Source organism: Polynucleobacter kasalickyi (assembly GCF_900176405.1).
Classification (GTDB): domain Bacteria; phylum Pseudomonadota; class Gammaproteobacteria; order Burkholderiales; family Burkholderiaceae; genus Polynucleobacter; species Polynucleobacter kasalickyi.
In genome coordinates this window covers 196,466-220,538 of the sequence record NZ_FWXJ01000003.1, presented here as the reverse complement: position 1 = coordinate 220,538, position 24,073 = coordinate 196,466, and the positions used below count along the sequence as shown (strand labels likewise).

General features: G+C 40.0%; 24 protein-coding genes. 18 read left to right on the top strand and 6 right to left on the bottom strand.

Annotation, left to right across the window (positions count from 1 at the left end):
* Positions 1 to 70: 70 nt before the first annotated feature.
* On the bottom strand, positions 71 to 1,333 hold the full coding sequence (locus B8983_RS04435; RefSeq protein ID WP_084282915.1) for a putative Na+/H+ antiporter: 1,263 nt from the start codon (positions 1,331 to 1,333) through the stop codon (positions 71 to 73).
* 125 nt (positions 1,334 to 1,458) lie between these two features.
* Here B8983_RS04435 and B8983_RS04430 point away from each other — a divergent pair, with 125 nt between their 5' ends.
* From B8983_RS04430 to B8983_RS04420, 3 genes are read left to right on the top strand one after another with little or no spacing between them, the layout of a single operon-like run.
* Positions 1,459 to 2,916 (top strand): glycosyltransferase family 39 protein, encoded by a 1,458-nt coding sequence (locus B8983_RS04430; protein ID WP_143736092.1) that lies wholly within the window; start codon positions 1,459 to 1,461, stop codon positions 2,914 to 2,916.
* A gap of 45 nt (positions 2,917 to 2,961) precedes the next feature.
* A complete protein-coding gene (locus tag B8983_RS04425; RefSeq protein WP_084282913.1) occupies positions 2,962 to 3,582 on the top strand; it encodes a ParB-like protein in 621 nt (206 codons plus the stop codon).
* Positions 3,582 to 4,064: an MgtC/SapB family protein gene (locus B8983_RS04420; RefSeq protein ID WP_084282912.1), complete on the top strand. Its 483-nt coding sequence runs from the start codon at positions 3,582 to 3,584 to the stop codon at positions 4,062 to 4,064. The genes B8983_RS04425 and B8983_RS04420 overlap by 1 nt, the downstream gene beginning before the upstream one ends.
* A 1-nt stretch (position 4,065) precedes the next feature.
* Here B8983_RS04420 and B8983_RS04415 read toward each other — a convergent pair whose 3' ends face one another.
* On the bottom strand, positions 4,066 to 4,596 hold the full coding sequence (locus B8983_RS04415) for a superoxide dismutase family protein (RefSeq protein WP_234986890.1): 531 nt from the start codon (positions 4,594 to 4,596) through the stop codon (positions 4,066 to 4,068).
* An 81-nt stretch (positions 4,597 to 4,677) separates the two neighbouring features.
* On the opposite strand from B8983_RS04415, the gene B8983_RS04410 reads away from it, so the two are divergent.
* A complete protein-coding gene (locus B8983_RS04410; RefSeq protein ID WP_084282911.1) occupies positions 4,678 to 6,012 on the top strand; it encodes a TAXI family TRAP transporter solute-binding subunit in 1,335 nt (444 codons plus the stop codon).
* 3 nt (positions 6,013 to 6,015) lie between these two features.
* Here B8983_RS04410 and B8983_RS04405 read toward each other — a convergent pair whose 3' ends face one another.
* A complete protein-coding gene (locus tag B8983_RS04405; RefSeq protein ID WP_084282910.1) occupies positions 6,016 to 7,464 on the bottom strand; it encodes an MmgE/PrpD family protein in 1,449 nt (482 codons plus the stop codon).
* Positions 7,465 to 7,600: 136 nt separating this feature from the next.
* On the opposite strand from B8983_RS04405, the gene B8983_RS04400 reads away from it, so the two are divergent.
* A complete protein-coding gene (locus tag B8983_RS04400; RefSeq protein WP_084282909.1) occupies positions 7,601 to 8,641 on the top strand; it encodes an alpha/beta fold hydrolase in 1,041 nt (346 codons plus the stop codon).
* Positions 8,642 to 8,655: 14 nt separating this feature from the next.
* On the opposite strand, the gene B8983_RS04395 is transcribed toward B8983_RS04400, so the two are convergent.
* Positions 8,656 to 10,833 (bottom strand): TonB-dependent receptor family protein, encoded by a 2,178-nt coding sequence (locus B8983_RS04395; RefSeq protein WP_084282908.1) that lies wholly within the window; start codon positions 10,831 to 10,833, stop codon positions 8,656 to 8,658.
* A gap of 137 nt (positions 10,834 to 10,970) precedes the next feature.
* Between B8983_RS04395 and B8983_RS04390 the strand changes: the two genes are divergently transcribed.
* The 7 genes from B8983_RS04390 to B8983_RS04360 are packed head-to-tail and all read left to right on the top strand — an operon-like array spanning position 10,971 to position 17,976.
* Complete coding sequence (locus tag B8983_RS04390; RefSeq protein WP_234986888.1) at positions 10,971 to 12,185, top strand: PQQ-dependent sugar dehydrogenase; 1,215 nt, start codon at positions 10,971 to 10,973, stop codon at positions 12,183 to 12,185.
* A gap of 38 nt (positions 12,186 to 12,223) precedes the next feature.
* On the top strand, positions 12,224 to 12,799 hold the full coding sequence (locus tag B8983_RS04385; protein WP_159460809.1) for a c-type cytochrome: 576 nt from the start codon (positions 12,224 to 12,226) through the stop codon (positions 12,797 to 12,799).
* Positions 12,800 to 12,833: 34 nt separating this feature from the next.
* Complete coding sequence (locus B8983_RS04380; protein WP_159460808.1) at positions 12,834 to 13,817, top strand: Bug family tripartite tricarboxylate transporter substrate binding protein; 984 nt, start codon at positions 12,834 to 12,836, stop codon at positions 13,815 to 13,817.
* Entirely contained in the window at positions 13,817 to 15,064 is a 1,248-nt protein-coding gene (locus tag B8983_RS04375) for a CaiB/BaiF CoA transferase family protein (RefSeq protein ID WP_159460807.1), read from the top strand. Before B8983_RS04380 ends, B8983_RS04375 begins: the two co-directional genes overlap by 1 nt.
* A gap of 21 nt (positions 15,065 to 15,085) precedes the next feature.
* On the top strand, positions 15,086 to 15,859 hold the full coding sequence (locus B8983_RS04370) for an enoyl-CoA hydratase/isomerase family protein (RefSeq protein WP_084282905.1): 774 nt from the start codon (positions 15,086 to 15,088) through the stop codon (positions 15,857 to 15,859).
* Between the two features lie 12 nt (positions 15,860 to 15,871).
* Complete coding sequence (locus tag B8983_RS04365) at positions 15,872 to 16,951, top strand: hydroxymethylglutaryl-CoA lyase-like TIM-barrel protein (protein ID WP_084282904.1); 1,080 nt, start codon at positions 15,872 to 15,874, stop codon at positions 16,949 to 16,951.
* A 29-nt stretch (positions 16,952 to 16,980) separates the two neighbouring features.
* The gene (locus B8983_RS04360) at positions 16,981 to 17,976 is read left to right on the top strand and encodes a Bug family tripartite tricarboxylate transporter substrate binding protein (RefSeq protein WP_084282903.1); all 996 of its coding nucleotides are present in this window, start codon (positions 16,981 to 16,983) and stop codon (positions 17,974 to 17,976) included.
* Here B8983_RS04360 and B8983_RS04355 read toward each other — a convergent pair.
* Complete coding sequence (locus B8983_RS04355; protein ID WP_084282902.1) at positions 17,973 to 19,001, bottom strand: ketopantoate reductase family protein; 1,029 nt, start codon at positions 18,999 to 19,001, stop codon at positions 17,973 to 17,975. The two genes, B8983_RS04360 and B8983_RS04355, sit on opposite strands and share 4 nt — an antisense overlap.
* Before the next feature lie 98 nt (positions 19,002 to 19,099).
* On the opposite strand from B8983_RS04355, the gene B8983_RS04350 reads away from it, so the two are divergent.
* Positions 19,100 to 20,092: a Bug family tripartite tricarboxylate transporter substrate binding protein gene (locus tag B8983_RS04350; RefSeq protein ID WP_159460806.1), complete on the top strand. Its 993-nt coding sequence runs from the start codon at positions 19,100 to 19,102 to the stop codon at positions 20,090 to 20,092.
* Between the two features lie 12 nt (positions 20,093 to 20,104).
* Positions 20,105 to 20,689, top strand: coding sequence for a cupin domain-containing protein (locus tag B8983_RS04345; RefSeq protein ID WP_084282900.1), 585 nt, complete (start codon positions 20,105 to 20,107; stop codon positions 20,687 to 20,689).
* A 54-nt stretch (positions 20,690 to 20,743) separates the two neighbouring features.
* On the opposite strand, the gene B8983_RS04340 is transcribed toward B8983_RS04345, so the two are convergent.
* Positions 20,744 to 21,244, bottom strand: coding sequence for a RidA family protein (locus tag B8983_RS04340; protein WP_084282899.1), 501 nt, complete (start codon positions 21,242 to 21,244; stop codon positions 20,744 to 20,746).
* 209 nt (positions 21,245 to 21,453) lie between these two features.
* Between B8983_RS04340 and B8983_RS04335 the strand changes: the two genes are divergently transcribed.
* The 4 genes from B8983_RS04335 (at position 21,454) to B8983_RS04320 (ending at position 23,984) form a co-directional block, all read left to right on the top strand.
* Complete coding sequence (locus B8983_RS04335; RefSeq protein WP_159460805.1) at positions 21,454 to 21,945, top strand: ankyrin repeat domain-containing protein; 492 nt, start codon at positions 21,454 to 21,456, stop codon at positions 21,943 to 21,945.
* Positions 21,946 to 22,131: 186 nt separating this feature from the next.
* Positions 22,132 to 22,284: a light-harvesting antenna LH1, beta subunit gene (gene pufB / locus B8983_RS04330; protein ID WP_084282897.1), complete on the top strand. Its 153-nt coding sequence runs from the start codon at positions 22,132 to 22,134 to the stop codon at positions 22,282 to 22,284.
* Between the two features lie 12 nt (positions 22,285 to 22,296).
* Complete coding sequence (locus tag B8983_RS04325) at positions 22,297 to 22,500, top strand: light-harvesting protein (RefSeq protein WP_084282896.1); 204 nt, start codon at positions 22,297 to 22,299, stop codon at positions 22,498 to 22,500.
* A gap of 101 nt (positions 22,501 to 22,601) precedes the next feature.
* Positions 22,602 to 23,984 carry a PucC family protein gene (locus tag B8983_RS04320; protein ID WP_084282895.1) on the top strand — a complete coding sequence of 461 codons (1,383 nt, stop codon included), beginning with the start codon at positions 22,602 to 22,604 and terminating at the stop codon, positions 23,982 to 23,984.
* Positions 23,985 to 24,073 lie beyond the last annotated feature (89 nt).

Here is a 24,073-nt window from a genome sequence, read left to right as displayed (position 1 = left end):
TTCAAACTGGGGGCAAACGTATATTCTAACAGGCTACATTGATTTGAACAAATAGTGGAAGAAATTGCACTTAGATGAATCTAAAGGCAATAACAGCCACTAAAGTAGGAATAATAGCTGCTACAAATAGATACGTGGGGTTTACTACCTTCCCTGTAAAGTATTCGCGTAAGATGGACAAACCAGCTGGGTTAGGCGCATTCGCAATCACCGTAAGACCCCCACCTGTTACTGCACCAGCTACTAGCGCGACCCTAAATTCCTGAGTAGTACCTTCCACCAAGGACCCCAGATAAGTTAATGCCGCATTATCAGTGAGGCCAGTGAGGGCAGCGGTGCCATAGAAAGCTACCGTCGGCGTCATGCTTTCTAAAACAGGTTGTAACCACCATTTTTGTAAACTGCCTAAAACAACTAGTCCAGCCAAAAAGAACGCAACCAATAATGCTTCACGCAGAATCAAGGGGTTTTGATATTTTGAATAGGCGGTAGTAAAACCAAGAAAAAACAAAAATAGCCATAAAAAAACAGCCGGATAGTGCGCGAAAATAACGACGCCAGCTAAAAATAATAAGTGTACAAAGATAACTGCTAAGGGCATGCTTTCTGCGGGAGCTTCTTTAAATTCTTTAGGAATTTGTTTACGAAAGATAATAGTAATTATTAAGGAGTTCACAAAAACGGCTAAGGCGGCTCTGTCACCAAAATGCGTGAACATAAAAGGGGTCGACCATTCCCAAGCAGAAGCAACCATTAGTACGGGCGGGGCGGCAAAGTTCGTGAGCGTGCCACCAATCGAAATATTGACAAAAAGTACCCCAATAATTGCGTATTGAAATTTAACGGGCAATCCCACTTTATAAAATCTATCACGTAATAACAGAGCTGCCAAAGTCATCGCTGCAGGCTCAGTAATCAATGAGCCCATTAACGGTACGATCGATAAACTTAGAAAGAAAATAACGGTATTTAAAGGAATGGGGGTAAATTGCGCAACTAATTTGGCAGCCCCATTGATTCCAGTGTTGGCAAAAGTAAGAATCGGTTTACTGGCGGCCACAACCATCACAGCAAAAACAAATAGGGCCTCTGTGTAATTTTGACCTTCAACAAAATGAACTGCATCTTTTGAGCTTTGCAAAAGTGATAAAGCTAAAACCAAAACCAGTGCCCAAAAACCAAAAACAACTTCAACTTCACCTAATAGATGAAATAGCCCAGCATGTTGAGGGTGACTTTTTGAGAGCTTTATAAAGAAAGAAGTCGAAAAGGTATGGATGATGGCAATGCCAAAGATTGCACTTGCAATAATTTCAATGTGACTTGGATTCATTTTGTCTCAAAAAAGGATAAAAATATGTGTTTTCAACGGTTAAACTATCAACATACTGTTAATTTGATTGTAGCGAAATAATTTCAATTAACCATAAAGCATTCTTTATTTCATTAAGGTTACTTGTGTCACCGTTAATAAAACGTTTTACTTGGGGACTCATCCTATTTCAACTCATTTTTTGGACCCTCGTACCATGGGTCTCGCATCACGCCCCTCCTTTAGATGCTACAGAAATGTATGGTTGGAGTCTGAGTTGGGAGTGGGGGTTTTATAAACACCCACCAATGCCAACTTGGATTGTGGCTGTTGTTCAAGCAATTGTTGGGAAAAATATGCTTTCACTTTTCCTCTGTGGAAGTATTTCCATTGCTGCTACTTATTATGCCGTTGCATGGTTAGCAAACCAATTTTTAGGAGAAAAAGAAGCGATTGTTGCTTTATTTCTTTATGCTCTTACCATTTACTGCCATTTATGGTCTACCGACTTTAATCACAATCAAATCCAAATGCCATTTTGGGCGTTGAGCCTAGTTTTTTTGTATGCGACTTTAGAAAAAAAATCTTTCAGCGTGGCTTTTTTAATGGGTGTAGTGATGGGGCTTAATGCTTTATCAAAATATACGGCAGCCTTTATTGTGCCCTGTGCCCTATTACTGATTGTGTTTTCAAAAGCATGGCGACAACAATTTAATTGGCAACTTCTCGTCTTTGCATCCATTGGATTTCTACTTGTTTTTGGACCGCATTTATGGTGGTTAACACAGCATGACTTCATGCCTTTTCATTATGTCTCCGAACGTTTTAATGAACTAGATCAATCTAGCAGTAACTTGGCTTCACTAGCTGACTATCTTGGAAATGCTTTTCTTGCGCACTTATTTTTATGGATTGCAGCAATTTACTGTTGCGTCAAATGGAGAATTTCGGATCTTCATATGTCCCAAATCAATCCGAGTGCAGCCAAGATTTTAAAGGATCAACAATTCCTCATCTTTTTAGGCTTGGGCCCATTTTTATTATCTTGCATCGTAGGATTTTGGGTGCCACTTTACTATCGTTGGGTAACCCCTATGTTGCCAATGGTGACGATTGTGATCGTTTATTTTTTAAGGGGTCGACTAGTTCATTTGTTTCAAAAGAAATTTCTGATTATTTTTATTTTGATTCAATTCATTTTGGGTGCTGTCTATATCGGTAAATCAACGATCAATAAAAACTCCAATAGAGGCAATTATCCTGCCCCTGAAATTGCGCAAAAGGTTCTTGAAAGTTGGCAAATTTTGTATCCTCACGCCCCTCTCAGAATTGTTGCGGGGGGGGAGTGGGAAGCAGGTTTTGTGAGTTTATTTAACCCTGGAAAAATTTATGTGTTCACCCAAGCTGATTACCAGTTAGCTCCTTGGGTACTCCCTAGTCAGGTAAGAAACTGTGGCATGGCGATGATTACACCGAGCCCTAAAGAACTTAATCAATTTCCGAAAGCTCAGTTGCAACCCCCTATTGTGATACCGAAAAACAACCTTTATTCTGAAGTTCGTATACCATGGGCTGTGCTTGCACCCGAAGGGCAATGCGATTAAAAAAACTCATTCATGAGCTGTTATTGAAGTCTTTGAAAGGTCACTATGCATCCTGTTCATCACCATCTCGTCAAAGTTTCATTAGAGGAAATTTTGCCAACTCAAGCTACAGTGGGTTATCAGGAAGTTCATTTAAAAAGAAAAGAGTGGGCTAGCCTAAACCCTAAAAAGAGAGCAGACTTAATTGACTCACATTGGTTCCCTAGTGTCATTGGACCAGGTAATAAATATTACATTGTTGATCACCATCATTTAGGTTTAGCGCTTCATCAAGAGGGACAAAAGAGTGTCATGTTGACGGTTCTAAAAGATTTGTCCTGGTTGGACATACAAACCTTTTGGAAAGTGATGGAATTTTCGCAATGGGTTCACCCCTATGATGGAGAAGGAAATCGATTGGAGTATCAAGCATTACCTAAAATGGTTGCCGATTTGAAAGATGATCCGTATCGCAGTTTGGCAGGCTTAGCAAGAAACCAAGGAGCTTATGCGAAGCAAAATACGCCATTTGCCGAGTTTATGTGGGCAGATTATTTTCGTTTACATATTAAACTCAAAACAATTGAGAGCTCGATGGAAAAGGCGATTCAAACTGCTTTGGATTTAGCAAAAAAAACAGAAGCATCTTATTTGCCCGGTTGGGCTGGTGTTAAAGAGGAAAAATAATGTTTGAAATTACACTCCCTATTCATGAGGTTGTTCTCAGGCTCCTCTTGGCGATTGTTAGCGGAACCATCTTAGGCCTGAATCGTTGGATACATCATAAATCTGCCGGAGTGAGAACGCATAGTTTGGTGGCATTGGGTTCGGCTCTGGCAATTTTGGTCATCCAAGAAATAGTTGGCAGTGATGCGCAAGCCCAAAGTCGTGTCTTGCAAGGCATACTTTCAGGGATTGGGTTTTTAGGTGCTGGAGTGATTATCCATCGGGGTACCAATGCCTCTGTAAAAGGCCTGACGACGGCAGCAAGTATTTGGGTATGTGCGGTGATGGGGGTTTCTTTCGGCGCTGGTCAAATCACTTTAGGAATGATTGGACTATCAGGAATTTTATTCATTTTGCTACTTGGTGGTCCATTAGAAAAGCTAACGAATCGAGTGATGCAAACCAATCAAAGTTCTGAAAATTCAAATCTTGAAGAAGATTGAACTAACGGATGATGCCACAACCAATACGTTCACCGGAGTTGCCAGCAGGTTGAGTTACATAATCATCCTTATTACGATGGACTACAACTGATTTACCTAGAATATTTTGTTCGCCGACTAAACTGACATGATTCAAGCTTGCTTGATAATAGGAATTGCCATTCGCATCCACTTTTAAATTGGGCATATCGCCAGCATGTGATGAAAAACTATCATGTTTGCCATGCTTTAAACTATTTGGATTGTAATGACCACCCGCACTTGCGGCATCCAAAGCGCTGCAATCCCCAAATTCGTGAATGTGAATCCCTTGCTCAGAATTGGGCGTTAGACCAGAAAAGGTACCGGTCACAAGGACATTATTGCCAGACTGAGTAAAAGAGATCGAGCCTTGAATGTTAGAGCCTGATTTCGCCTGAAGAACACTAACAGCCCTTGGAGTTTCGCTAAGTAGTTGGCAACTCGCAAGTAAAACCACACAACTGAGGAGCAAAGTGGATGATAAACAGCTAGTTGGGTTCTTTTTTGACAATCCGTATCCTAAAAATAATTACATTTAATTCTGTTAGTCTATTACATTATTACAATTAATATCAATAAACTACGTATAAAAATGGATATTTATAACCTACCTAAAAAAGCTATCTACATAGCAACCGTTGTATTTTTTGTTTTGGTTGGCGTGTTTTTTTTAGCAATGTGGTATCTAGTGCCCTCTATTCCCCGTACTGTAGTGATTGCAACAGGTGCAAAGACCGGTTTGTACTACCGTTTTGGTGAGGACTTTAAAAGAGAACTCGAAAAAAATGGTGTCAAAGTTGAATTAAAAGTAACTGCTGGTTCGGTTGAAAATTTGAAATTAATTTCGGACAAAGACTCTGATGTTGATTTAGCATTGGTTCAATCGGGCGTAGCGAATGAGAAAAACAATCCTGATTTGGTCTCGATTGCAGGCGTTTTTTATGAACCCTATTGGATCTGGTACAGAGGCGATGCGTTTAAAGAAGTTTCTGGGAATTTAAATAATCTCCAACAGTTAAAAGGCAAACGCGTAGCTATTGGCGCAAAGGGTAGTGGGACCAATACGCTGTCAAAAGAGCTGTTAAAAATTCATGGCATTGACGCATCTCAAATAGAACTTTTTGAGATCTCTCCGGATGAAGCACTAAAGAAAATACAGTCTAAGGAAATCGATGCAACGTGTTTTGCTGTGGGTGTAGATGCACCAATTCTTGAAAAATTCTATCGATTACCTGGTGTTTCTATTATGGATTTTGATCAAGCAGACTCTTATGTAAGGCAATTACCCTATTTAAGTAAAGTGTATATTCCTCATGGGAATGTGAGTTTGGAGTTTAACCAACCACCGAAAAATATCCACGTGATTGCTTCAACAGCTGCTTTGGTCGCACGGAATGATGTGAGTCCAGGATTTGTAAATCTGATCATGGAAGTGTTATACGATTTATTAAAAAATTACACACGCATTCAGGAAGTCTCAGAATTCCCTTCAAGCACTCGCCTAGATTTACCTTTACAGTCTGATGCCGAAAATTATATGAAAGAAGGCCCTTCTTTCCTTTACCGTAACTTGCCTTACTGGCTAGCGGTATGGGTCGTTAGGCTGTTAAAAATAGCCCTGCCCGTGCTAGCAATTGGTATTCCTGTGGCAACATATCTACCAAGCTTATTTTCTTTCAAGCTCAATTTGAAATTAGGAAAAATCTACCTTGCTCTTCGCAAACTAGAAGGTAAAGTTCTTGCATTAGAGCAATCCGAAAGATCTCTCCAGGATATTAGAAGCATTTCTGCAGAACTTCACGAACTAGATCATCAGGTTTCAAGCATTAAGATACCTACCTTACACTCCGATAAATATTTTGAGATTAAAAGTTACATCGACGTTCTCCGAATTCGTTTAAACGAAATGGCACAATCGAAAACCTAATTCTCAGCTATTTTTTTGTAGTAAATAACTTAATTTATTTAAATTAGTTTGCTGCTCCAAGGAGTTAACAAAGGCTAATAATTCTTTGGATTGGTCATTGCCAATGACTGGGCCAATGAGATCCAATGCTTTATCAAAGACTTCTACTTTTGTCATTGGATTTCTCGGAGTTCCCCTAACTGCATCAACTCTCTCAGAAAAACGACGACCATCTTTCAGAATAACTTCTACAATTGCGACGCGAATCGGCATAAATTGATTTAAGTTTTCATCACTAATCAGATTAACTTTTGCACGTTGTGCCAGCACTTTGGCATCCTTCATCCGGTCGATATCATGAGCAGCTTTAAAAGAAGCTGTTTTATCCATTAGCATAATTGCCATCATGTGTTGTAAACAAATGTCTGGCATCTCACGGTTGTTGACGACTTTGGCTGCAGAAGGAGCAAGGCGCACATCAAGTTTTTCAACATCATCAGCGTTGAATTTATTTTTTTGTAGGAGAATACTTAATGCATCTAAAGGGCCTTGAATCGGTGAACCGACCGACCATTTTTTGATATCCGTGAGAGCAATTTCAAATTGCACCCCTAGTTTGTCTACAAGGATATTTGGTTTTGCATTTGGTGCATAGGCAAGAAAATAATTATCTGCCCCACTAAAAATATCATCAATTCCATTCCAACCCGTATCGACTAATAGTGCTGAAGCCACACCATTTCGAGCTGGCATTCCAGCAAACACAAATGCCTTCTCAATATGATCAGTATCCCTTCCCCAAGCAGCTATGCCTGATGATTGTTGGGCGGTGTAATCAAATACCCAGCGAATCTTTTGCGGGTTGAATTTGGCCACACAAGACGCAGCCGCAGCACTTCCAAACATTCCAGCAATACTATGGGAACTCTTATGGCTGGTATAACTGAATTCAGGCCCTCCTAGGGACATTAATAAGCGGGTGCCAACATCGTAACCTAAGGTAACTGCTTTAATAAAGTGATCACCAGTAATGCCAAAAATTTCGGAACTAGCCATGGTTGCTGGCACGATAGAGCAACCAGGGTGCGACCTAGATCGACCGTGAGAATCATCAGTTTCATCGGCATGTCCCATCATGCCATTTGCTAGCGCGGCTTCCAGAGGGCCGGCCTTTAATTGGGTACCAATCACGGTACACTTCCCAGTAGATCCATGGCGTTTGACATAATTAATCCCAGAAACTCCTGGCGCTAATTCAGAGCCGGAGAGAATCGCTGAAAAGGTATCTAATATATGAAACTTGGCTTGTTCAAGAATATCTTCAGGCAATTTTTTACTGTATGCTTGACTCATGTAATTGCTTAAAAATTCCATTTCTGGACTAATCGTCTCTTTGGCAAATAAATGCGTCATTGGTAGGGCTGATCCAGCAATGATATAAGATGATTGTGTTAAAAACTGACGACGCTTCATGGGTTTTCTCCGTAAATATTTTTTAAGTAATGGGTCGTATTTTATACGTGATAAGTGTTTATTATTGTTTTATTAGTATGTTCAAATCTTACATCAGTGTGACTAATTATGATGGATCCTTTTTTTGCGAGATAAAATGAGACTTATTCAAATCTTCCTTTTCAATGCATTGATATTATTGATGAGTCAACTACAAGCGCAAGAGTTTTATGCTCAGAAATCGTCGACTTGGTCGATAAAAAATTTCCAATTTCATAACGGACAAGTACTTCCTGAATTGAAGTTGTCCTACATTACATTAGGAAATCCAAGTAATCCTGCGGTGTTGGTTTTACATGGAACGGCAGGCACTGCGAAGGGTATGTTAAACCCAAGTTTTGGTGGCGAACTGTTTGGACCAGGTCAAGTATTAGATGCCTCTAAGTATTTTATTATTTTGACGGATGCAATTGGTGCTGGTAATTCAAGTAAACCATCTGATGGTTTAAGAGCAAAGTTTCCGAGTTATAACTATGACGATATGGTGAAGGCTCAGCATGCTGTCGTGACAGAAGGTTTAGGTATTCAGCACCTAAAATTAGTCATGGGCAATTCGATGGGGGGGATGCAAACTTGGCTATGGGGTACGAAATATCCTGAGATGATGGATTTATTAATGCCAATGGCATCTAGCCCGGCTGCTATGTCTGGACGTAATTGGATGATGAGGAAATTCATTGTGGACTCGATTCGTCAAGATCCTTCATGGCTTGAGGGAAATTACAAAGTGCAACCCTTTAGTGCGAAATTTGCGACAACTTATTTTAGTTTAGCTACTAGCGGGGGGCATTTGGGCTTGCAACGAATTGCACCTACTAGTGCAAAAGGTAATGAATTCATTGCTAATCGATTAAAAGATCCTAATATACAAGATGCGAACGATCTTTTATATCAATGGCAATCTTCTGAGGACTTTAATCCAGAGCCAGATTTAGACAAAATTAAAGCAAAAATGTTAATCATCAATTCTGCAGATGATGAACGTAATCCACCAGAACTAGGCAAAGTACAATCCATTCTTACCAAGCTCAAATCCGCCACTTATTATTTAATTCCTGCCAGTGAACAGACCAGTGGTCATAGTACTACTGGGCAGGCTAAGTGGTGGAAAGCGCAGTTATCGAAGTTTTTAGAATGATGCAATGACTTCTTTTACTTCGGACGATACGTTAAATTTAGCCCAACTAACCATACCATTCCAGGGCTAGTTTCATAGTAATTTTTGTTGGCTTCATTGACAATCAAGGAGCCAACATAAGGGGTATTTCCTAAATTATCAATCCGTAAAAACTGCCTAAAAGTCCATTCGTCCCAAAGGTTTTGGTGTGAAAGGCGCACATTAAATAGGTTATAGCTTGCGGCTGATTCACTATTTTGGTCATTTGCAAAGATCGAGCTGCTATAACGATATTCAAGCCCAGTTTCCCATTCTTTGTTTGGACTACGCCAAGAAATTTCCGCATATACTCTTTGTGGAGCGATACCGGGAAGTGAATTACCTGCATTGATTGTGGTGAATTGGGGATTGGTACAAGTACTACTACTTTGACAGGTTAAGAAACTATTTTGATAGCTTGCATTCAGTAAACTACCTGCCAAAATCGTTCTAATACCATGTTCCCATTGATGGAGTAATTCTAATTCAAACCCTTGTCGTAGCGTATCTCCGACGTTTTGATAGATGGCTCTACCCCCAGTATTATTTTGTACGCCAATTTCATTGCTTGTGTTGGCTTGGAAAATAGCTAACTTCAGATAAGTATCATTTGCTCGTAATTTAATTCCAGCCTCTATTTGTTGGCTGGCACTAGCCATTAAACCTGTATTAAAGCCATTATTCGCGCCATAAGAATAAGCACTTTGCAACAGAGTAGGTGTTTCAAAGCCACGACCGAAAGAAACATATGTATTTAACGTTGGAGTGATTTGATACAAGACACCTGCGATAGGATTCGTACTGGAAAACTGGTTCCCCCCACTTTGATTGCCATTACTTGCATAATTATCTTGTGAACCCATTGCAACATAACTGTGACGCATCCCCGCATAAATTTTCCAATACTCATTTGGATTCAGTTCTGCCTGTACATACTGGTCAAAATTTTGAGCATAGTTATTTTCATCTCTTTTCAGAGTGCCTAATACGCCACAGCTTGCGGTCGTGCCGCATACTGGCGAGCCGGATGAGCTTATAAAGTTATTAAATCCTAAGCGCCGTTCATCTAAACGGTCATAGTTAAAGCCAACAGAAAATTTCAGGGACATATCAGCAATTTCTTGCACATTGCTAAATCGCGTATCAAAGCCAAAATAATTCCAATCTAAATTAATCGCACCACCAGAAGTTGTGTTTATATTGGCACCGGTTTGACTACTAATGGGGGTGGAAAGAAATTGCTCTAGACTACGTTGGCCTACATAACTAGTTACTTGTAATTGGTTTTGTTGATCAATTCGATCTGTCCAATTAAAACCTGTTTGGGTTTGTGAAAGGCTTTTCCGCGTATTGTATAAAAGTGCATTAGCATTAGCAGCTTGGGGTGTAGTCGCCGCTTGGGCAGCACTGAGACCTTGTGGGTCATAGGACAAGGGCATATTTAAATAATTAATTACCCAAGTTAATTTTTGATCGTCATTAATTTTGATATCTGTTTTTAAATTGAATAGATCGCGGGTAGCTGCGCTATGATCACGATAGCCATCTGTTGAAAATCGGCTTTGTTGTAAGAAACTTCCCCATTGATTGGTGCCATATGAAATTTGGTTGTCACTTTTCCAATAACCATAACTACCCATTTCAAGGGTAGGACTGAAAAATACACCAGGTTTGGCGCTTTGAGATTCAAGCAGTAGGACTCCCCCAGAGGCATTGCCATATAACGCAGAAAAAGGTCCTCTCAGAACTTCGATAGATTCTGCTGAACTTAAATTTAAGTTGCTTACTTGGGCTGAACCATCTGGCCGAGATGCTGGAATGCCATCAGCAATAATGCGTACGCCATTTACTCCGCTTGGCGAACGGGCACCGAAACCGCGGATAGAAATTTGTTGATCTTGAGCATAGTTTTGGCGATTATTTGCGATGACTCCAGGCACTGACTGTAAAGATTCAGCCAAATTATTATTTGGATTTGACTTTTCAAATAGAGAGGCCTGAGAAATTTTGGAAACAGAGGCAGGAATTTCAAAACTATCTCGACTATCTCTCGTGGCACTGACTACCATTTCATCCAAATGAAGATCATCAGTTTGAGCATTTAAAGAAGAAAAATTGAAAATTAAAAAGGTGTAGGTAGTTACCCTTAAGTTTAAATATTTTTTTATACTCATGTTGTGTCTCAATTTAATATTTTAGATAAATTATTTATTCTCAAGTTTAAACGGAAATATTCATTACAGGTATCTGGAAAATGATGTATAAATTGATGCAGATGTTTTTATTAATTAATTAAATAAATGGAGATAAGATGATTCGTAAGTTAATTCCACTGATTGCTTTAATTGCTGTTCATGGAGCGAATGCTCAAAATACGGATACGCCACCTCCACCATCTTGGAAGCAGGGTATGAGTAGTGAACAAACTACTTCACCATTGCATCCATTTGCCCCCAATTTAACCGGCGTAGAAGCAAAAGAACTCCCTATTTCTAGCTTAAAGGTACCTGCTGGATTCAAAGTAGAGGTTTGGATTGATGGCGTTACTAATGCCCGTTCTTTATTATTAAGCCCACAAGGCACTGTTTACGTTAGTAACCGGATTGGTAAAAACGTTTACGCAATTGTAGAAAAAGACGGTAAGCGTGTGATGAAGACAGTGGCTAAAGGTCTTGATACACCGAACGGTATTGCCATGATTGATGGTACCCTTTATATCGCTGAACGCGGTCGGATTGTGAAGTTAGAAAATATCGAGAGCCGTTTAGATAATCCACCAGAGCCAGTTCAAGTAGTTGATGGTTTAGATCCTACAAATGGTCCAGGGCACTTTTGGAAGTACATGGTTGCCGGACCGGATAAGAAGCTGTATTTCAATATCGGTTCACCACAAAATATTACCTTACCTAATTACATCCAAGCGGCCATCTTGAGATTTGATCCTAAAACGGGTGTGATGGAACGAATTGCTACCGGTGTAAGAAACTCTGTTGGTATGGATTTCCACCCAGTAACTAAGAAGTTATGGTTTACAGAGCATGCCAGAGATTGGGTCAGTGACGACTTGCCACATGACGAGTTAAATGTCTTGAACAAAGTAGGTGAAGATTTTGGTTACCCATTCTGCCATCAAGGCGACTTGCCAGATCCAATTTATGGAAAATATGCTTCTTGTTCACAGTTCACCAAGCCAGCCCTCAAAATGGGTGCGCACGTTGCTCCTTTAGGAATGCGTTTTTATACTGGCAAAATGTTCCCTGCAGAGTATAAAAACAATATCTTTATCGCTCGTCATGGCTCATGGAATAGAACTACGAAGCAGGGTTATGATGTGATGCGTGTGGTGTTAGATGGTAATGGCAAAGTAGTGAAATATGAGCCATTTTTAACTGGCTTTATGACCAATGAAAAAGCCGATCCACCAATGTGGGGCAGACCAGTTGATGTGCAAGTAATTGCTGACGGTTCGATGTTAGTAAGTGATGATCACAACGGTATCATCTATCGCATTAGCTACTCTAAATAGTATTCAATATGTCTTTATTGAAAGTAAAAAGAAATGCAATGAACTTCGGGTTCATTGCATTTTTAATGAGTGTTATGGTCAGCGCAAGCGGAGCGGATATTTCAGCTGGGAAATTAAAGGCAGAAGGACTCTGTAACGCTTGTCATGGGCCAAACGGAAATTCCCAAAATGCCGATATTCCATCATTAGCTGGGATGCCTGCTTTATCAATTGCCAATACCCTTTTTTATTATCGTGAGGGTAATCGTAAGAATCCTATTATGACGCCAATTGCCTCAACTCTTTCCAATGCTGAAATGAAAGATCTGGCAGCTTATTACGCATCACAAGCACGAGAAGTCACCTATAAATCAAAGCCTGAAAATATTGAATTAGGTGCAAAACTTGCCCAACAATACAACTGTACGCAATGTCACGGTCCAAATCTTTTAGGTGTTCAACATATTCCTCGCATTGCTGGTCAAAACCATGATTATTTATTGACTCAATTAAAGGGGTTCAAGGCAATGACGAGAGCTGATATGGATGGCAATATGTCTTCCGCAGTTTCTGCTATCAAACTTGAAGACTTGGTTCTAATTAGCGATTATGTTGCTGGATTGAAGTTCCAGTAATACTCTTGGTATAAATCAGTTAATGGAAATATTAATGAAACTACGATCTTATCGTTGTTTGCAAATAGTACTACTACATGTTTTGATTTTAGCCCCGGTGTTCAATAGCTATTCACAAAGTGTTTCGTATCCATCCAAACCAATTCGGATTTTTGTAGGATCTGTCCCAGGAGCGTCGAGTGATACTTATGCTCGTATCGTGGGGGATGCTTTAAGTAAAAATCTACACCAAAGTGTACAAATTGAAAATCGTTCTGGCGCTAGTGGAATTATTGCTACTACTGCAATGCTCGGATTACCCGCTGATGGTTATCAAATTCAGTTGATTTATACCCCTCATACTTTAAGTCCTTATTTGTTTAAGAAATTAAGTTATGACTCCATTAAAGATGTAGTGGGTATCGGCAGAATTGTTACTGCGCCGTTAGTACTTGCGGTGAGTGCTAAATCAAATTTGAAAACGTACCAAGATCTAATTGATTTAGGTAAATCGAGGTCATTAAATTATGGCTCTGCAGGGATTGGTAGTGGTGGTCATTTATCGGGAGAAATGCTTAAAATATACACAGGAATAGATGTCGTCCATGCACCTTACCGGGGTGCCTCCCCAGCGTCCACTGCAGTGGCTGCGGGGGATGTTGATTTCGCATTTATTGCACAAATTACGGCGAGAGAGCTAATGCTGGCCAATAAAATTAGAGTATTAGCTGTCACAAGTAAAGTAAGGTCACCTCTATTGCCGAACATACCAACGATGCAAGAAGTTGGTTTGAAAGATTTTGAATTTAATAATTGGTTTGGTTTAATTGCTTCAGCAAAAACACCCAATGAAATCATCAATAAATTATCCAATAGCCTTAGAGAGGTTCTTCGAGATCCAGAATTAAGAAAGAAATTAACTTCGGATGGTTCTGAAATTGTGGTGGATACCCCAGAGCAATTTACAAAATTTCTATCTGATGACTCGAAGCGATGGGGCCCATTGATTCAACAAATTGGTTTAAAAGGGGAAGATTAGTGGAGCAGTTTGGGCAGCAAAACAATAGTTCAATTACTGAAATGGGGCCCTTAGCCGGAATTACGGTTGTTGATTTGTCCTCTGTAGTTGTCGGTCCCACTTGTACTCTGACACTTGCAGATCATGGTGCCGAGGTGATCAAAGTAGAAGCTCCTGAGGGAGATTTGATGCGAACCTTAGGAGGGGGCGCTCGAAACCCTGGTATGACTGGTAAATTCATGAACTTTAACCGTAATAAACGTTCAATTTGCGTGAATTTAAAAACGGAAGAAGGACTTTTTCTCTTAAAAAAAGTGCTGGCTAAAGCAGATGTTTTAGTCACGAATATGCGTCTAGGGGCATTGCAAAAATTAGGGCTTGATTACGCCTCCTTGAAGGCAATGAATCCCCAATTAATTTATTGTCAAATCCTCGCCTTTGGACGTGGAGGAACTTACTTTAATCGCCCCGCATACGATACAGTGATTCAATCCAGTGCGGGCGTGAGTGCTACGTTTGAAAAGTCGAGTGGTGAGCCAAGGTTTGTCCCACTGGTAATGGGTGATCATATTACTGGTTTAGTGAGTGCTCAAACGATTGGTTTTGCCTTATTTCGTAGAACCAGAACAAAGGTGGGAGAACTGATTGAGATACCGATGTTTGAAACGATGGCAGCATTTGTCTTACGAGAACACATGGGGAATATGACCTTTGAACCTGGTATCGGCCCAATTGGTGATGCGCGTGTTTTAGATAAAAACAATCGACCTGTAAAAACAGCGGATGGATATATTTCTATTTCCCCTAACACCAACGCTCAGGCCTTTGCATTTTTTGACGCGATTGGCAGGCCAGAATTAAAAGTAGATCCCAGGTTTGATAATGTGACGAATAGAACAAAAAATAGTGTGGAGTACTATGAGATTCGGTCTAGTTCTTTAGGTTCAAAAACCTCAGCGGAATGGATTGAAATTTTTGAACGAATCGATATCCCTTGTATGCGTTATAACTCCTTAGAGGATTTACTGGAGGATCCACATATTCAATCCGTCAATTTTTTGCAACAAACAGTTCACCCTAGCGAGGGATTAATTCGAGAAATTGGCCTAACGAATAAGTTCTCTGGCGGTAATCGACAAGGTTTTACACCTGCTCCTAGATTAGGTGAAAATACGATTGAAATACTCCAAGAATTTGGCGCCTCGGAGCAGGAAATTGAACAAGCTCTTGCAACCAGCGCTATCGTTCAGCATCGTCAATCAACCTAAATAAAACAATAGAGAAATTTTATGGATGAGCTTTTAATTAGTAATTTCGGTCATGTCCGAGTATTAACCTTAAATCGACCCGAAAGAAAAAATGCTTTATCTGATACCTTAAAACAAGCCATTATTGAGGCGATGCTTGATGCGGAAGAAGAAAACGCAGTAAGGGTGATTGTACTCACGGGTTCGGGAGATGTATTTTGTTCTGGAGCTGATTTAAAAAATATGCGTAGTAATGATGATCAAGGAATTCGCTTTAGGACGCCGATGAATCGACCAGAACGTAACGTATATGAAGTCGTTTTAGAATCAAAAAAACCTGTGATTGCAGCTCTCAATGGGAGTGCTGTGGCTGGAGGCTTTGAATTGTCCTTAGCTTGTGATTTAAGAGTCTCCCACGCAGCGGCTAAATTTGGCTTGCCTGAGACCAAAATAGGAATGGGAGCAAACTTTGGATCTGTGTTACTGCCAAGATTAATTAGCCCAACCTTGGCCTTAGAAATGCTCATGACTGGCGAGTATATCTCGGCGGATCAGGCCTTGCAAAGAGGGCTTTTAAATCGGTTAACTACACAAGATCAAGTTCTGGAAGAAAGTTTGAAATTAGCCCAACAGATTGCAAAAAATGCTCCTATTTCTGTTAGGAGAGTAAAAGCCGTTGCTCTGAAGGGGCTCGATTTGCCAATCCCAGCTGCGTTACGCCAAGATCCTGGTATGAATCCATATTTAAGCGAGGATCGTAAAGAGGGGATTAAGGCTAGGTTAGAAAAACGTGATCCTGTTTGGCAAAATAAATAAAGGAAAAAATCCATGTCGAATTACCCAAAAGTATTAATTACGGATGAAACTTTACGTGATGGTTTACAGATCGAAAGAGCTGGAGTGACTGTTACAGAAAAATTAGAATTATTGAATCGAATGGTGGATTCAGGGATTAAACGGATGGTTGTTGGGGCGTTTGTAAATCCCAAGTGGAGCCCACAAATGGGGGATACTTATGAACTCGTCAAACAAATTGAACCTAGACCCGATGTGAAATTTTTTTCTTTAGCGCTAAATGATCGGGGTCGGCAAGAGCGTAAAGCCTTTACACCACCATTATCAGAAGAAGAGTTACCGGCCACACATATCCATCTATGCGGGGTGTTTATTCAGCGTAACACCAATAAAACTTTAGAGGATCAAGAGCGCAGTTGGAGATTGCCAATTGATCGAGCAGTAGCCCTTGGCTTGAAAGAGAGTGCGATTGGACTTTCCTCCGGCTTTGGCTCTAATTGGACAGGAAAGGTTAGTCATGAAGCAAGAATGACTGCCTTACAAATGCAGTATGACGCTTGGCAACAGGCTGGGGTAACGGTTAGACGCGTGGATATGGCCGATCCAATGGCATGGAATACGCCGACAGAGGTCGCAAAAGATATTCGAGAGATTCACAAAAGATTTCCAACTATCGACCTATTTCATTTGCATTTCCATAATGCAAGAGGCCTTGCTTTGCTTTCTTTGTATGAAGCGTTAAAGTTATTAAAGCCAACAGATACTTTGATTGCTGATACGGCAATTGGTGGAATAGGCGGTTGTCCTTATTGTGGTAATGGTCAGGCAACTGGGATGGTTGCGACCGAGGATTTAGTCCACCTTTTGCAAACGCTAGAAATTCAGACAGATATTGATTTAGATAAATTGATTGAGACCTCGCATCGATTGTCTGAAGTATTGGGAAGACCCCTTCATTCACAGGTGAGTTTTAACGGACCCTTGCCAACGAAAGATACTTTATATTCGGAAGATGTTCCCGTCGTATTTACATTTAAAGAGGCTCAACATTTTCGTTTAGGTGAGTCAGTGTATGAAGGTAATGCAAGACCATGGATTAAAGAAGTTAAATAACCTAAAGTGTTTTAAAACTAAGGATCGAAATGAGACAAATTTTGCAGCGAAGCTCGGTGTATGCGATCCTTTGGGTTGCGTACACTATTTTTTCTCTGCCGAGTTATGCTCAGAGTGATCCTGTTGCCTCGTATCCTAATAGGCCAATTCATATCGTAGTATCTTTCCCACCAGGTGGCTCACCAGACTTCACTGCTAGAGTCATTGGACAACAACTAGGAAAAATATTAAATCAAAGTGTGGTTGTTGAAAATAAGTCGGGTGCTGGTGGTAATGTTGGCACTCAATATGTTGCATCGAGCAAGCCAGACGGTTATACATTGCTGGTCAATTCATCGGCGTTTACAGTGAATCCCAGTTTATACGCTGGTAAGGCGGGTTACGATCCTATCAAAGATTTTATTGCGGTAAGTATCGTGTCTAAGCAAGCAAATGTTGTTTCGGTAAATGAGTCAGTGCCGGTGAATACGCTTGCTGAGTTGAGGCTATTATCCGGAAAAGATAAGCTTTCTTTTTCCACACCAGGAAATGGCACTACGCCTCATCTTACCTGTGAGAATTTATTCCATAGTGTTTGGAAAGCCGACATTACCCATATTCCATACAAAGGAGCTGGCCCTGCCTCTTTGGCTGTTGCGAGTGGCGAAACACCGATTGGGTGTACAGCTGGATTTGGCGTGGCTCAATTTGCCAAACAAGGTAAAGTGAAAATCTTGGCAATATCGAGTGATACGAGAAGCCCTAATTTACCCGATGTGCCTACGTTCATAGAGCTAGGATATCCACAAATTAATGATTACACCTTGAGTGGTTTTTTCTTACCGAGTAAAACTCCAATTGCCATCGCAGAAAAATTAAATAAAGCCATTAATGAAGCTTTAGCTAGCCCGGAAGTACGTGAAAAATTTGAGAAAGCTGGCTTGGTACCCGTTGGTGGTAGTTTATCTTCGACTCAAACTGCAATTGTTTCAGAATTAAAACATTGGAGTCAAATCGTCAAATCAACGGGTGCAAAAGTCGACTAGGTGATCTCTGCTAGTTTGCACGCGAGTGCAATATTCGCCTCATTCGCTGCGATTCTTTTTGCTTCAATTTGCGCCATGATTTGACAAATTGCTTGATTCGCAAGGACTGGAATATTTAGTGTTTGGCCTTGTTCAACGATAAGTCCATTGATAAATTTTGTCTCTGTGATGCGACCTTTTAATACATCTTGGGTCGTAGCATTTTGGGATTTTTTGCCAATATGACCCACTAAGGTTTCTACAAGTTTGTGAGAAATTTCTGCTGGCTGACCCTGCATATCCTGCGCATTTAACCCAAATATTTTTTCAATTTCATACCCCATTGCTCGTCCAACTGAGATTGCTTCTTCCCCAATCCTGAGGACTAACTGACGCATATTGGAATCTGCAAGAGCATCATAAGAGGTTGCTTTGATCATTGCAAAGGGAGCCAAAATCATTGCATTGGTTACGAGTTTTGTCCATTTAGCATTTTCAATTTGATCTGAAAAATCAACCGTCGCCGTATGGCTCAGCAATTTCTGAACCATTTTGAGTCGATCTGTAATTTTGCCATCAAACTCTCCAATAGCAATCCAAGTTTTACTAGGTGGGGTCTTTCTTTTAATGATACCTGGCTCAAAACTCTCAGCAGATAACTCAATGACACTCCCAATTAAGCGCTCTTTACCGATGATGGAAGCAATGGTAGGATTCATCATGCCATTCATGAGAGGTACTATTACGCCATGATCTTTGAGATAAGGCTTAATAAATTCAGTCATCCATCTAGCATCTTGTGCTTTGACAGCTAAAAAAACAACATCGTATTTAGGGTTGAGTGTTGCAAAGTCAGATAGGTGTAACGCTTGGTTAGTTGGCGTATGAAACTCGCTATCTGGTAAGCGAATATGAAATCCTTCTTTTTGCACTTTGCTAATCAATTGAGGCCATGGATCCGCAATTGAAATGGGAATACCTGCCATTAAGAAGTCTGCTGCGACACTACCACCAATTGCCCCACTGCCCAGTATCAGTATTTCCAAAATCGTCTCCTTATTAAATATTGATGCATTGATGATACCTAAATGACCGAGGGTGGAAAGAATTTGCTATAGTTGAAGAAAAAATAATGGAGACTTGCATGCACTGCAACCAATTAGATCAATTCGCTCGTTCGAAGGTATTAGCATTCGTTTTTCTTTGTCTTAGTTTGTATGCCGGTAAAGTATTTTCTCAACCAACCCCACCAACCAACATAAAGATCATTATTCCGTTTGCACCAGGCGGACCTACTGATGTACTTGGAAGGTTAGCCGCTGAAAATTTACAACATAATTTAAAAGCTACTGTGATTACAGAAAATCGCCCTGGTGCGAATGGTTTAGTGGGCGTTAATTTAATGAAGCAAGGTCCAGTGGACGGATCTAATTTATTATTTGTCAGTTCTGGCATGATTACCTTTAGTCCTTTGATGGATAAGTCGACAAATTTCGATCCACAAAAAGACTTAGTGCCAATCATTTGTTTGGCTCAAACAGATATTGGATTAATTGTCGCTACTGGAGTAAATGCCAATAATCTAAAAGAATTTCTGACATTAGCTAAAAATGCTACCCCTCCATTAAGTTTAGGATCTGCTGGGGTAGGAAATATCTTACACGCATATATTGAAATATTAAAAGATTCATCAAAAATTGATTTCTTACACGTGCCATATAAAGGAGCATCACCTTCCTTCGCTGACGTGTTAGGTGGACAAATATCCGGTATGTTCATTAGTGTTTCTCTTGCGGAACAGTCGATACGAGCTAAAAAAGTTCGATTAATTGGCGTTGTCGGCAAGAGAAGTTTACTTTTTCCAGACATTCCCACGATCACTGAACAAGGTCAACAAGGCTTAGATGTCTTGCCTTGGTTTGCCATTATGGGCCCGAAAGGAATGTCTCCCGACATGGTTCAATTAATTGCTGCAGCAATTATGCAATCTAGTGATCAAAATGATTTTAGAAAAAAAATCCTAGCGGCAGGTTCAACCCCGCTACTTTTAACTGGTTCCGCATTTTCTGACTTAATTAAAAATGAAACGAATGCGTGGTCAAAACTAATATTTGATAAAAAAATCAATTTTCAATAGGGAGAATGCAGTATGTCAGGATTTGTCAGAAGAGTTGTTACTGGACACGATGAAAATGGTAAGGGCGTAGTTATTTCCGATGGACCCGCACCCTACGTACATTCAATCCCTATTCGACCTGGATATTTCTCTACCGATATTTTTAGAACATTTGAAACGCCGGCACTTGTTAAAACACATCAAGAGGAAACCACGTTAGGACCAAGGCGGCAATTGCCCACTAAGGGAGGGTCGGTTTTAAGAATTAATCATTTTCCACCTGAACCGAATGGGAATGAACATATGGATGTTCAAACCTCGAAAGCATTATTTGAATCTCTGGGAAATGCCGCAGGTAGTTCCTTTGAGAAAAATGGACGCCATCCATTAATGCATCGAACAGAGACGATCGATTATGCGATTATTCTGTCAGGTGAAATCACCATGTTGCTGGATGATTCGGAGGTGTTGTTAAAAGCTGGTGATATTTTGGTTCAATGTGGCACTGATCATGCTTGGACGAATCGTTCCAATGCACCATGTGTGGTCGCCTTCATATTAATTGATGGACAATATGACGAAACACTGCAAAATATTGTACAGAATCAAGAAAAGTAACCTATCGGCAAAGGTAGGCTACTTTCACTCAGTGAAGAGCTTATTCGTCGTAACCTATTTTTTAATTGAGCAGCGATTTTCAGCTGAACACTCGTCACCGATCACGCCTACTGCTTGAATCTCAATCTCGATACCAGGACGTGCGAAGTTTGTAACAGTAATTAAAGCACTACCTGGATAATTACCATTTTTAAAAACATCCTTTCGCATTTCCACAAATCTGTCCCCGTAGCGTGATTCTTTAATGAAAACGGTCATTTGCACAATGTTACCGACGGAGCCCCCCGCATCTTTCATGACAGCGTCAATTTGGGAAAAAACTTGTTTAACTTGAGCTTCAAAGTTGTTAGAGATATCTTTTCCTTCATTATCTTTTGTGGCAGTTTGACCTGCTACCCAAACAATCTTCCCACCTTTAGAAATTACTCCAGGAGAAAATGCTCTAGATAATTGAAACGGTGTTTTATCCATGTACTCAGCTGCAGTCACAAAAGCTAAGGGGGATATTAAAAAACTAAAAAGACTAATTTTTAAAAATACTTGAGTAAATTTCATGATCCTATCTCCTTGATTATTGATTTATTTCATCTTACACCATTATTTAATACGAATTTAGGTAGGTATTTTCAATGGATGAGTGGCACTTTTTAGGATTAGAGTTAGAAAAATTCTCTTAGGGATTCAACGCATTGTGACTCTGCGTTAGCTATGTTAACTTGCCACAAAGCATGCCTGCTTGGCACTTTCAACATGGAGATAGTACTTTGACAAATAACGTGAATAAAAAAAGAAAATTTAACTTTGGTTTTTATCTTAGTACTTTACTGGGATTCTTAATTATTTTTTTAGCAATCCAATCAGAAACTTTACTCTTTGAGTTAAAACTTTGGATCTATTTACTTGGATTGATTCTGATCGTTGCTAATCCTTTTTACCAATATTTATTATGGATGGGGCAAAAAAAAGAAGAGCGACTAGAGTTTTCGGATAAATTGCCCCCTTTAATGCAATCAGCTTGGACGGGAGATCTTGAAAAACTACAGGCTAGCTTGCAATCTAAAGTTCACATTGATAGTAGAGATGATCATGGCGCAACTGCTTTAATGTATGCAAGTGCCGCAAATCAGGCAAAAATGGTGGAGCAATTATTAAAAAATGGCGCAAACAAAAATCTTAAGACCCATAAAGGTAACAACGCTATGTTTTTTGCTATTCAAGAAAAGAATAATGAAATCATCTATTTATTAAGTAATTAAGGAGTTTTTCAGTCTTAATTTAACGCAAATCAACGCTAATAACTTTTTGTAAAATAATGTTGACAAATCAATCTGTATAAATAAAAATACAGGTAGGAATGGTTAGTCCTATTTAAAAAAGACTTGCCATGAATAACCTACGTGCAGGTTGAGCACGAAAGTGATCTTTCAAAAGGAGACTTTACTATGTCAGATCCAAATAAAGTTTGGCCTACAGGCCTCACAGAGGCAGAGTCAGAGGAGATTCACAGACAATTAATTCAAGGTACACAGTTCTTTGGAATGATTGCTGCTTTAGCTCACCTTCTCGCCTATATTTATTCACCTTGGCTTAAATAAAAGGGGTTCAAAATGATTTACGGAAAAATGTGGTGTGTTGTAAAACCAACCCTTGGAATTCCATTAATTCTTACTGCTGTGGCATTTGGTTCATTTAATGTCCATTTAGCATTATTGAATAATACAACTTGGGTTAAGGGCTTTTTAAATGGAAATGCAGCAAAGGTTGTTTCAATGAACACTGAAGCACCCCCGGCGGCTCCAAAAGCTCAGTAATACATAATAATAATTATTATTCGATCAACTAATAAAGTTTGCATCGATGACGCGCTACGCAATATTTATAATTCAAAACGATGTAGGATCCTCTTGCATAAATGGGTAATATCAGTAAATCGTTAATACGATCATGGGCTTCTTTAGGCCCTAAGTTTTTACCATTTGCGGATGCTGCTACACCAGAAGTTCCCCTGCCTAGACTATTAAGACTTTCATTATTTCAAGTGTCAGTCGGTATGGCACTAGTCCTCTTAATCGGTACCTTAAACAGAGTTCTCATCGTTGAACTTAAAGTACCCGCATCGATTGTTTCAATCATGATTTCAATTCCACTGATTTTTGCCCCATTTAGGGCCGTCATTGGCTTTAGATCGGACACCCATCGTTCCGCACTTGGCTGGAAAAGAGTTCCTTATATATGGATGGGGACATTAGTTCAGTTTGGTGGATTTGCAATGATGCCATTTGCTCTACTAGTTCTCTCAGGTGCCGGCCATGCGAATGAGGCGCCGGTATGGATTGGGTGGTTTGGAGCAGGCATATCCTTTTTATTAGTAGGTGCTGGTTTACACACCACTCAAACTGTTGGCTTAGCGCTTGCCAATGATTTAGTACCAAAAGAATCACAACCAAATGCAGTAGGGCTGATGTATGTGATGTTGCTTTTAAGCATGATTGGTTGTGCCCTTCTATTTGGAGAGTTGTTGAGGGAATTTACACCTGGCAGATTAATTCAAGTAATACAAGGGGCAGCATTAGCAACCATGGTGCTAAATATCACAGCCCTGTGGAAGCAGGAAACTCGTCGACCAAGTCGGTTTGAAACTGAACCCCAAAAAACAATGAGCTTTCAAGAGGCGTGGCATCTATTTACCCAAAATACTGATTCAGTTCGAAGATTAATCGCCGTTGGAATAGGCACAATGGCCTTTTCGATGGAAGATATTTTGCTTGAACCCTACGGGGGGGAAGTATTAGGTTTGACGGTTGGACAGACAACAACACTTACAGCTACGCTTGCCGGTGGTGGATTACTTGGTTTTGGTTTGGCTTCTTATGTATTGAATAGAGGCTTTGACCCATTTAAAATGGCTAGTTTAGGTGCTGCAGTAGGTATACCAGCTTTCTTATTAGTTATTTTCTCAGGAAACTTACAAATGGCAGAGTTGTTTGCTAGTGGCGTTTTCTTAATCGGGTTTGGTGGTGGATTATTTGGTCATGGCACACTTACTGCAACCATGCAAAATGCGCCAGCTGAACAGTGTGGCTTAGCATTGGGGGCGTGGGGAGCGGTGCAAGCTTCGGCAGCAGGTTTGGCAATTGCTTTAGGGGGCATTATTAGAGATGTCGTTGCAGCAAAAACATCCGTATTGAATGGTTATGTCAGTGTGTATGCAATAGAGGTAGTGCTTTTGCTGGCAACAATTTGGGCAATGTACCCATTAATTATGCAAAGAAGAAAATTACAGGTTATTGGATAATTTGTGTTTGGAGTGAAAAAAAAGGTATTATTTTAAAAATCGAGAGTTATATTTATTAGGAGAGTTCAATTGAAAACCTACCACTTAGT

Excerpts from the sequence above, each read along its gene's own strand:
- B8983_RS04350 (WP_159460806.1), top strand. The coding sequence starts at position 19,100 with ATGCACTGCAACCAATTAGATCAATTCGCTCGTTCGAAGGTATTAGCA.
- B8983_RS04360 (WP_084282903.1), top strand. The coding sequence starts at position 16,981 with ATGAGACAAATTTTGCAGCGAAGCTCGGTGTATGCGATCCTTTGGGTT.
- B8983_RS04410 (WP_084282911.1), top strand. The coding sequence starts at position 4,678 with ATGGATATTTATAACCTACCTAAAAAAGCTATCTACATAGCAACCGTT.
- B8983_RS04435 (WP_084282915.1), bottom strand. The coding sequence starts at position 1,333 with ATGAATCCAAGTCACATTGAAATTATTGCAAGTGCAATCTTTGGCATT.
- B8983_RS04370 (WP_084282905.1), top strand. The coding sequence starts at position 15,086 with ATGGATGAGCTTTTAATTAGTAATTTCGGTCATGTCCGAGTATTAACC.
- B8983_RS04380 (WP_159460808.1), top strand. The coding sequence starts at position 12,834 with ATGAAACTACGATCTTATCGTTGTTTGCAAATAGTACTACTACATGTT.
- pufB (WP_084282897.1), top strand. The coding sequence starts at position 22,132 with ATGTCAGATCCAAATAAAGTTTGGCCTACAGGCCTCACAGAGGCAGAG.
- B8983_RS04345 (WP_084282900.1), top strand. The coding sequence starts at position 20,105 with ATGTCAGGATTTGTCAGAAGAGTTGTTACTGGACACGATGAAAATGGT.
- B8983_RS04390 (WP_234986888.1), top strand. The coding sequence starts at position 10,971 with ATGATTCGTAAGTTAATTCCACTGATTGCTTTAATTGCTGTTCATGGA.
- B8983_RS04320 (WP_084282895.1), top strand. The coding sequence starts at position 22,602 with ATGGGTAATATCAGTAAATCGTTAATACGATCATGGGCTTCTTTAGGC.
- B8983_RS04395 (WP_084282908.1), bottom strand. The coding sequence starts at position 10,833 with ATGAGTATAAAAAAATATTTAAACTTAAGGGTAACTACCTACACCTTT.
- B8983_RS04325 (WP_084282896.1), top strand. The coding sequence starts at position 22,297 with ATGATTTACGGAAAAATGTGGTGTGTTGTAAAACCAACCCTTGGAATT.
- B8983_RS04400 (WP_084282909.1), top strand. The coding sequence starts at position 7,601 with ATGAGACTTATTCAAATCTTCCTTTTCAATGCATTGATATTATTGATG.
- B8983_RS04385 (WP_159460809.1), top strand. The coding sequence starts at position 12,224 with ATGAACTTCGGGTTCATTGCATTTTTAATGAGTGTTATGGTCAGCGCA.
- B8983_RS04340 (WP_084282899.1), bottom strand. The coding sequence starts at position 21,244 with ATGAAATTTACTCAAGTATTTTTAAAAATTAGTCTTTTTAGTTTTTTA.
- B8983_RS04405 (WP_084282910.1), bottom strand. The coding sequence starts at position 7,464 with ATGAAGCGTCGTCAGTTTTTAACACAATCATCTTATATCATTGCTGGA.
- B8983_RS04420 (WP_084282912.1), top strand. The coding sequence starts at position 3,582 with ATGTTTGAAATTACACTCCCTATTCATGAGGTTGTTCTCAGGCTCCTC.
- B8983_RS04425 (WP_084282913.1), top strand. The coding sequence starts at position 2,962 with ATGCATCCTGTTCATCACCATCTCGTCAAAGTTTCATTAGAGGAAATT.
- B8983_RS04365 (WP_084282904.1), top strand. The coding sequence starts at position 15,872 with ATGTCGAATTACCCAAAAGTATTAATTACGGATGAAACTTTACGTGAT.